Origin of the sequence: Streptomyces mesophilus, assembly GCF_040300965.1 — a bacterium.
GTDB classification, from domain to species: domain Bacteria; phylum Actinomycetota; class Actinomycetes; order Streptomycetales; family Streptomycetaceae; genus Streptomyces; species Streptomyces mesophilus_A.
Map to the genome: position 1 here is coordinate 1 of NZ_JBEPEW010000242.1, position 7,880 is coordinate 7,880.

5 protein-coding genes are annotated in these 7,880 nt (G+C 71.2%); 4 read left to right on the top strand and 1 reads right to left on the bottom strand.

Annotated elements, in window-relative coordinates:
• Positions 1-1,731, bottom strand: a 1,731-nt coding sequence (locus ABT367_RS39730) for a S8 family peptidase (RefSeq protein ID WP_352258633.1), incomplete at its 3' end; no start/stop codon positions are given.
• Positions 1,732-2,133: 402 nt separating this feature from the next.
• Between ABT367_RS39730 and ABT367_RS39735 the strand changes: the two genes are divergently transcribed.
• The 4 genes from ABT367_RS39735 to ABT367_RS39750 all read left to right on the top strand — a co-directional run.
• Entirely contained in the window at positions 2,134-3,588 is a 1,455-nt protein-coding gene (locus ABT367_RS39735; RefSeq protein ID WP_352258634.1) for a hypothetical protein, read from the top strand.
• 62 nt (positions 3,589-3,650) lie between these two features.
• A complete protein-coding gene (locus ABT367_RS39740; protein ID WP_352258640.1) occupies positions 3,651-4,697 on the top strand; it encodes a glutamate ABC transporter substrate-binding protein in 1,047 nt (348 codons plus the stop codon).
• Between the two features lie 78 nt (positions 4,698-4,775).
• Positions 4,776-6,155, top strand: a complete 1,380-nt coding sequence (locus tag ABT367_RS39745; protein ID WP_352258636.1) for a hypothetical protein — start codon at positions 4,776-4,778, stop codon at positions 6,153-6,155.
• 2 nt (positions 6,156-6,157) lie between these two features.
• On the top strand, positions 6,158-7,880 hold a 1,723-nt coding region (locus tag ABT367_RS39750), incomplete at its 3' end, for a serine/threonine protein kinase (protein ID WP_352258638.1).

Below are 7,880 nucleotides of genomic sequence, written 5' to 3' on the forward strand. Positions count from 1 at the left end.
GCCGCGCGCGGTGATCCAGGCGCTGGACGTGCCGGTCTCCGCGCGGTCGGCGTCGATACGGACCGCGACCTTCGCACTGCCGCCGGCGGGCACGGTCACCCGGCGCCCGGCGAGGCTCACGGGTGCCTGCCCGTCGACGTCCAGGCTCAGACGGACGTCCCTCGTACCGGAGTTGCGGTACGTCACCTCGCGCGTGACGTCCTCAGCCGCATCGCCGGCCAGCTTCGCGGAGACGGCCGCCGGGGACGCCGTGACGCGCGCGTCGAGCGCGTCCGGGATGTCCACACTGCCCGCGCCCTGCTCGAACACGGAGGCGTCGCGCACCGCGTCGGCGCTGCCGACGAGCGCGGACTTGAGCTGCTGCGCGTCCCACTCGGGGTGCTCCTGCTTGAGGATGGCCGCGGCCCCCGCGACGTGCGGGGTGGCCATCGACGTACCGCTCAGGGTGACGTAGTCCTCGTTGCCGGAGGCGTCCTCGTGGGTGCCCTTGGCGCGCGCGGCCAGGATCTCGCTGCCGGGCGCGGTGATCTCGGGCTTCACGCCGGCGTCGATCAGCGAGGGGCCCTGGGAGGAGAACTCCGAGATCCCGCCCTGCTTGGTGATCGACCCGACCGTCAGGGCGCTCGGCGCGGCACCCGGGGAGCCGATGGTGCCGGGCCTGCCCGCATTGCCTGCGGCGATCACGAACAGCGGTCCGCCGTCGGCGCTCAGCTGCTCGACCGCCTGGGACAGCGGGTCGGTGCCGTCGCTCGGCACGTCGGAGCCGAGCGACATGGACACGATGTCGGCGCCCTGGTCCTTGGCCCACTGCATGCCGTCGAGGATCCAGGAGATGTACCCGCTGCCGCCGCCGTCGAGCACCTTGCCGTTGATCAGCTCGGCGCCCGGTGCGACACCCTTGTAGCGACCGCCGGAGGCCTGGCCGCCGCCCGCGACGGTCGAGGCGACGTGCGTGCCGTGACCGTTGAAGTCCTCGGGGCTCTCGTCCCAGGTGAAGTCCTTCTGGGCGACGACCCGTTCCGCGAGGTCCGGATGCGTGGCATCGGCGCCCGAGTCGAGCACGGCGACCTGCACGCCCTTGCCGTCGAGGCCGCTCTTCCATGCCTCGGGCGCTCCGGTCATCGGCACGCTCTTGTCGAGGCTCGCCTCGACCTTGGCGTCCAGCCACAGCTTGGCGGCCTGGGCACTGCGGCTCTTGCCTGCCGCCTCCTTGACGAAGTCCCGCCATACGCCGGCGGCTTCGGACTTCTTGACCGTACGGGCGGTCAGACCGAGCCCGCCGAAGGTGGCCTTGCGGGAGGCGCCCGCCAGCGCGGTCCGCTCGGTCGCGATCAGCGGAATCGTCTTGCGCGAGGCGTCGTCGTACCCCTCGGCTGCGAGCCCGGTGACGTCGAACAGCGCCCTGTCCAGGCGCCCTTGGGCCAGCGCGTCGGTCGCGTCCACGGGGATGACGTACTCATGACCCTCGACCCGCGCCCGCGAGAACGCGATGTGCTCCCGCCCCTCGCCCGGCTGCACCGCCGTGACCTGGAGCCCCTCACCGCTCCCCGTGAGCGACACCTTGTCGCCGCTCAGGAGCGTCACCGTCTTGGTGGCGGGCGGCAGGAAGTCCCGCGGGTTCACCGCGGCCCCTTCGCCGCCCGGTGCCGCCCCCGCCTGGGGCAGCCCGGTCGCGAGCAGCGCGACGGCTATGGCCGCCACCACCCCCGCGTAACGTGTCCGTCTTGCCATCCCGACCCCTCACACGCGCCGTGGCCTTCGCATCCGGCCTCGGGGTCCATTGGTGCGGCTGGGGCGGGAGTTGCGCCAGAGTCGGGAGTGGCGACTATCTGCCATGGCACTTTTGTGCCGTCCGGGACAGGAACTCCCGCATCCGGGACAGGAACCTCCCGTACGTGCGCCCTCCGGCGGCATTCGCAGGGCCCGCGAGGGAACCGAACCCCTCCTCGCGGCGTATTAATGGCGGGGGCCGGTGCGGCACTTCGGGCTGCGCCTGATACACAGCTCTCAGCCGACTTGGTGCACAGCTCTCCACCGATTCGAACAAGATCGTGTAAACGATGGCGCGGATGTCAGTCCCTGCGGCCATACTTGCGCGTGGAAGACCACGGATGACCAAGGGGGAGGTCAAGCGTGACATACCTGCCGAACGGCAGCGCGGCGCCGCCGAGCCCGGCCGCGCCCACGCTGCCCGCCGTGCCGCCCCAGGGCGCGCCGCCGCCGGGACCTGCGGTGATGCCGGAACGGCGCAGCGCGCGAGCCGAGTTGACCGACCGGCTGCGCAGCGCGTCGACCACGGAGCCGGGGCGGCTGCGGATCATCGGGGCCGTGATCGCGGTTCTCGTGATCGCGTTCGGGGCGGTGACGGCCTGGCAGATGGCCGAGCGGTCCTCGGCCGCGGATGACGTGCTGCACCGCAGTGCGCCGCTGTCCTCCGACGCGGCCGCCATCTACCGGTCGCTCGCCGATGCCAACACGGCGGCGGCGAGCGGGTTCCTGGCGGCGAACGAGGAGTCGCCGAAGCTCCGCCAGCGCTATCAGGACGATCTGGACATGGCGGCGGAGAAGCTGAGCACGGCGGCGGGGGCCAGCCGTGGTTCGGGCCAGTCCGCCCGCTACATCGAGAAGCTGAACAAGCTGCTTCCCGAGTTCGCCGAACGCATCGAGTCGGCCCGCACGTACAACCGCCAGGGCCTGCCGCTGGGCGGCGCGTATCTGCGCAATGCCAATGACCTGATGCAGAACGAGATGCTGCCCGCCGCCGAGGATCTCTACGAAGCGGAGAAGAAGCAGCTCAACGCGGATTACGCGGACGCCAAGGCGTACCCCTGGGGGGCGATCGCACTCGGCGTGGTCGCGATCGGCGGTCTGGTGTGGGCGCAGCGGCGCAACTACCGGCGTACGAACCGGGTGTTCAACCACGGCATGGTGGTCGCCACCGCGGCCGGCACCGTGGTGCTCCTGTGGCTCGCGGTCGGGCACACCTTCGCCTACAGCGGTCTGTCCGGGTCGTACGACGACGGGGTCCGCTCGCTCAACGCGCTCAACGACGCGCGGATCTCCATCCTTCAGGCGCGCAGCAGCGAGAACCTGACCCTGGTCTCGCGCGGCGCCGTGACCGTGCCCGAAGGAAAGCCGAAGGCCGGCGAGGACTTCTACGACGTGGAGTTCCAGAAGCAGATGGCTGCCCTCGGCGACAAGACCAAGGGCACCCTCGGGGCGGCCTGGAAGCTCTCCGAGGACGAGGCCGGCGACGCTCCTGTGGACAGGACCGTGTTCGCGGTGACCGAGTGGAAGAAGCGCCACACGGCCGCCCGCACCCTGGACAACCAGGGCAATTACGATGCGGCCCTTGCCGGCGTGATCGGTGAGAACGGGGACCAGAGCAAGGCCACCGGTGACTGCTTCGACCTCGCCGACAAGTCACTGGACAAGGCCATCGCGCATGAGCAGCAGGACTTCAGGAGCGCGGCCGAGGACGGCCGCGGCGCGATGACCGGACTGCCGGTCGGCGCCGCCGTGCTCGCGGTGCTCGGAGCGACGGGTGCCGTGCTCGGTATCGGGCGCAGGCTGTCGGAGTACCGGTGAGAGGGGGCGACGAGATCATGAGCGCTACAGACCGCCAGAGGTATGCGGCCCGCATCCGGGCGATGGCCGTGGCAGGACCGCTCTCCCGCCTGCGGGGCTGGGGCGGGGTGGCCGCCATGGCACTGGCGTGCGTGCTGACCGCGGCCTTCGCGCTGCTGCCGCTGCACCACGTGAGCGAGGGGCCCTCCGGTACGGGGAGCCAGGGCGTCGCGGACGCCCGGCAGGCGCTCGCCCCCGCGGCACCGGCGTGTGACGACGCCCAGCCGGATGCGAGCCTGGACGCCCGCAACATCGACGACGGCCCGAAGATCGAGGAGATCCGCGACCGTACGGACAAGCCCAAGAACAAGCTGGTCGTCGGCATCGACCAGAACAGCTACCTGTGGGGTTACCGCAACCCCAACAACGGGAACCTGGAAGGCTTCGACATCGATCTGGCCAACGCGATCGCGAAGGCCATCTTCGGCACGTACACGGACGACAACGGCGACGAGAAGGTCAACATCGTCTTCCGCGCCGTCCCGACCAACCAGCGCATCCCGATGATCAAGTCCGGCCAGGTCGACATGATCGTGCGCACCATGACCATCAGCTGCAAGCGCAAGGCCGATGTGGCCTTCTCCACCGCGTACTTCGCCACGGGCCAGCAGGTCCTCGCCCCGGACAACTCGAAGATCACCGGCTTCGACGCCTCGCTCGAGGGCAAGAAGCTCTGCGTCGCCGCGGGATCCACCGCCCAGGGAGCACTTGAGGACAAGGACTACGGTGCCGATAAACCTCTCGTGGTCCCCAACCAACTCGACTGCCTGGTAAGGCTTCAGCTCGGTGAGGTGGACGGCGTGGTCACGGACAGCGCGCTCGCCGCCGGCCAGGCCGCCCAGGATCCGACGGTCGAGCTGAAGGGCGACCCGCTGGCCACCGAGTACTACGGCATCGCGATGAGCAAGGACCCGAAGGCGGAGGACCTGGTGCGGCGGGTCAACTACGAACTCGACCAGTGGCGCAAGGACCCGGCGGGCTGGAAGAAGTCGTACACCAAGTGGCTCGCGGTCCCGCTGGGAGACCCCGACGCCAAGGCCAAGCCGCCTGTCCCCAACTACAGCGACTGACAGGGCATTTGACGGGGCAGAGGCGGAACAGAACACAGACGGCCGGCCACACCGGCACAGCAGAGAGGCGACACACGGATGGGCGTCACGGGAGCCGCCGGTCCCGTCATGGACCGGGACGAGGTGGACCGTGCGCTGGCACGTCTTGGCGCCGAGCACGAGGCGATCGAGACCTCACTGCTCGCGCTGCAGGACCACGCGGGGCGCAGACTCCTCGAAGGTGCCGAACTGACCGGCACCACCAAGGAGCGCTGGGCTGCCGCGGAGCAGGAGATCACCCGTCTGTGGGCGTACTTCGACGCGTACACCGACGCCCTCACCAGCGCCCGCGAGCTGCGCGCCCGGCGGCGCTGGCCGAGCCGTGAGGAGCTGGTGGAGCTCACCGAGCTCCTCCGCGGCGAGTCCGTCACCCTCGCAGGGGGCGCCCCTGCCACCGGGGCGCCCGCTTCGCTGACCGGTCCGACCAGGCTCACCGAGCAGTTCACGCTGAGCGCGCTCGTGGAGCGGATGAACGAGCTGTACGCGTCCTCGCTCGACATGGTCGTCGCCGCCGACGCCGTCTGGTCCGCGCTGCCCGCCCGTATCGATCTGCTCTCCGCCGAGCTGGCCCGCACCCGCCAGCTCGCCCAGTCCGTGGGCGTACGCCCCGGCGAGCACCCGGCGGGCGACGATCTCGACCGGATCACCGGTGAGCTGACGGCGCTGCGCGCCCAGGTGGTCTCCGACCCGCTGACGTTCTGGCGGCCCACGCCGGGCTCCTCGGCGCCCGGCGGCGGCAGACCCGACACCGAGCGCTACGACCGCGAGGCCCGCGCCCTCGAGGAGGTGCGCCGCGAGATCGACGCGGTGCTCGGCGTACGCCAGGACGCGGAGCTCAGGCTCGGCAAGCTGCGCGATCTGCTCTCACGCGCGGACCGTACGCTCGCCGAGGCGCGCGCCGCCCGCGGCGAGGTCCTCGCGAAGATCGCCGCATCGGAGGTGCCCGCGGTCAGCGGACCGCCCACCGTGCTCCAGGAGCAGCTGGCGACCGCCGCCGAGTACCGCAGAAGCGCCCAGTGGCACCGGCTCTCGCCGCTGCTCGAATCCCTGGAGCAGCGGGCCGAGACCGAACTCCTGCGCGCCCGCGAGTCGTTGGAGAAGGTGACCCAGCCGCTCGCCGTGCGCGCCGAGCTGCGCGGCCGGCTCGACGCCTACCGCGCGAAGGTGGCCCGGCACGGAGCCGCCGAGGACCCGCTGCTCATCGAGCGCTATGACGCCGCACGCCGGATGCTGTGGAGCGCGCCCTGCGATCTGCGCGTGGCCGAGCAGGCGGTGCTGCGCTATCAGCATGCGGCGGCCGAGGTGCTCGCACCGCGCGTGCCGCACCAGGGACAGCCGCCGCCGCCGGGGGCGACGAACAGGAGCCCCCGGGAACCCCGGGATACCCACACACCCAGGCCGGACCGTAGGGGGGACTGACCGTGGATACCAAGTGCCAGCGACCGAACTGCACCGGCACATACGAGGACATGGGTGGCGGCGAGCTGTACTGCGACATGTGCGGGCTCGCCCCCGTCGTCTCGCCGAACGGCATGGTGTCCTCGCCGCCGACCGGGATCACCGGGGGCGGCAAGGGCAGCAGCTCCTCGTCCAGTTCGCGCTCCTCCAGCCGTTCGTCGTCCCGCTCCTCGCGTTCTTCGCAGTCGCGCCGCTCGGTCTCGGGCCGGCTGTCGCGCAGCCTGTCCCGCGGCAGTTCGTCCACCCGCAGCGTCTCCGTACGGTCGACCGGTGCGACGGGCGGGTCCTCGGGGCGCGGCCGGCTGGGCGTCGGTCTGGTCACGGTCCCGCAGGTGCCGCGGCCCGATCCCCGCGAGATGGTGCAGGACAACCCGGAGGTTCCGGAGAGGAAGCGATTCTGCAGCCGCTCCGACTGCGGCGCCCCTGTGGGCCGCTCGCGCGGTGAGCGGCCCGGACGTACGGAGGGCTTCTGCACGAAGTGCGGCCACCCGTACTCCTTCGTGCCGAAGCTCGGCGCCGGCGACATCGTGCACGGCCAGTACGAGGTGGTCGGCTGTCTCGCGCACGGCGGACTCGGCTGGGTCTATCTCGCGGTCGACCGCGCGGTCTCCGACCGCTGGGTGGTCCTCAAGGGCCTGCTCGACACCGGCGACCAGGACGCGATGGAGGCCGCGATCTCGGAGCGGCGCTTCCTGGCCGAGATCGAGCACTCCAACATCGTCCGCATCTACAACTTCGTCGAGCACCTCGACCAGCGCACCGGCTCCCTCGACGGCTACATCGTCATGGAGTACGTGGGCGGCAAGTCGCTCAAGGAGATCGCCAACGAGCGGCGTACGCCCCAGGGCAAGCGCGACCCGCTGCCGGTCGAGCAGGCCTGCGCGTTCGGCATCGAGGCGCTCGAGGCGCTCGGGCATCTGCACAGCCGCAATCTGCTCTACTGCGACTTCAAGGTCGACAACGCGATCCAGACCGAGGACCAGCTCAAGCTGATCGACATGGGCGCGGTCCGGCGCATGGACGACGACGAGTCGGCCATCTACGGCACGGTCGGCTACCAGGCGCCCGAGGTCGCCGAGGTCGGCCCGTCGATCGCCTCCGACCTGTACACGGTGGCGCGCACGCTCGCGGTCCTGACCTTCGACTTCCAGGGCTACACGAACGTCTTCGTGGACTCGCTGCCCGACCCGGACAACATCGAGGTCTTCCGCAAGTACGAGTCCTTCTACCGGCTCCTCGTCAGGGCCACCGACCCCGATCCGGCCCGCCGGTTCTCCTCGGCGCAGGAGATGGCCGAGCAGCTGACGGGTGTGCTGCGCGAGGTCGTCTCGCTGCAGACGGGCCGGCCGCGGCCCGCCCTGTCCACGCTGTTCGGGTCCGAAGTGCGCGTCACGGACACGGAGTTGTTCCGCGAGCAGGACGGCGAGGTCTCCAGGCTGGGCGTGCGGGCCGAGCCTGTGGGCCGCAAGGCGCGTCGCAACGGCACGCTCGCGCTGGGATCGGGAGTGGGGTCTCCCCTGCTCGAGCGAAGCCGAGAGCTTGGGGAAGGCTCGGGGCCGGCCGCCAACGGCTCGGGGTCGGCACTCGGCCCGGGCGGGATGCCCGCGATCCCCTCGCAGCCCGCGCCCCTGTCCCCGACGGGACCCGCGCCTTTGCCGCCCGCCGCCCAGTACGCCTCGGCCCCCG

Excerpts from the sequence above, each read along its gene's own strand:
- ABT367_RS39740 (WP_352258640.1), top strand. The coding sequence starts at position 3,651 with ATGGCCGTGGCAGGACCGCTCTCCCGCCTGCGGGGCTGGGGCGGGGTG.
- ABT367_RS39745 (WP_352258636.1), top strand. The coding sequence starts at position 4,776 with ATGGGCGTCACGGGAGCCGCCGGTCCCGTCATGGACCGGGACGAGGTG.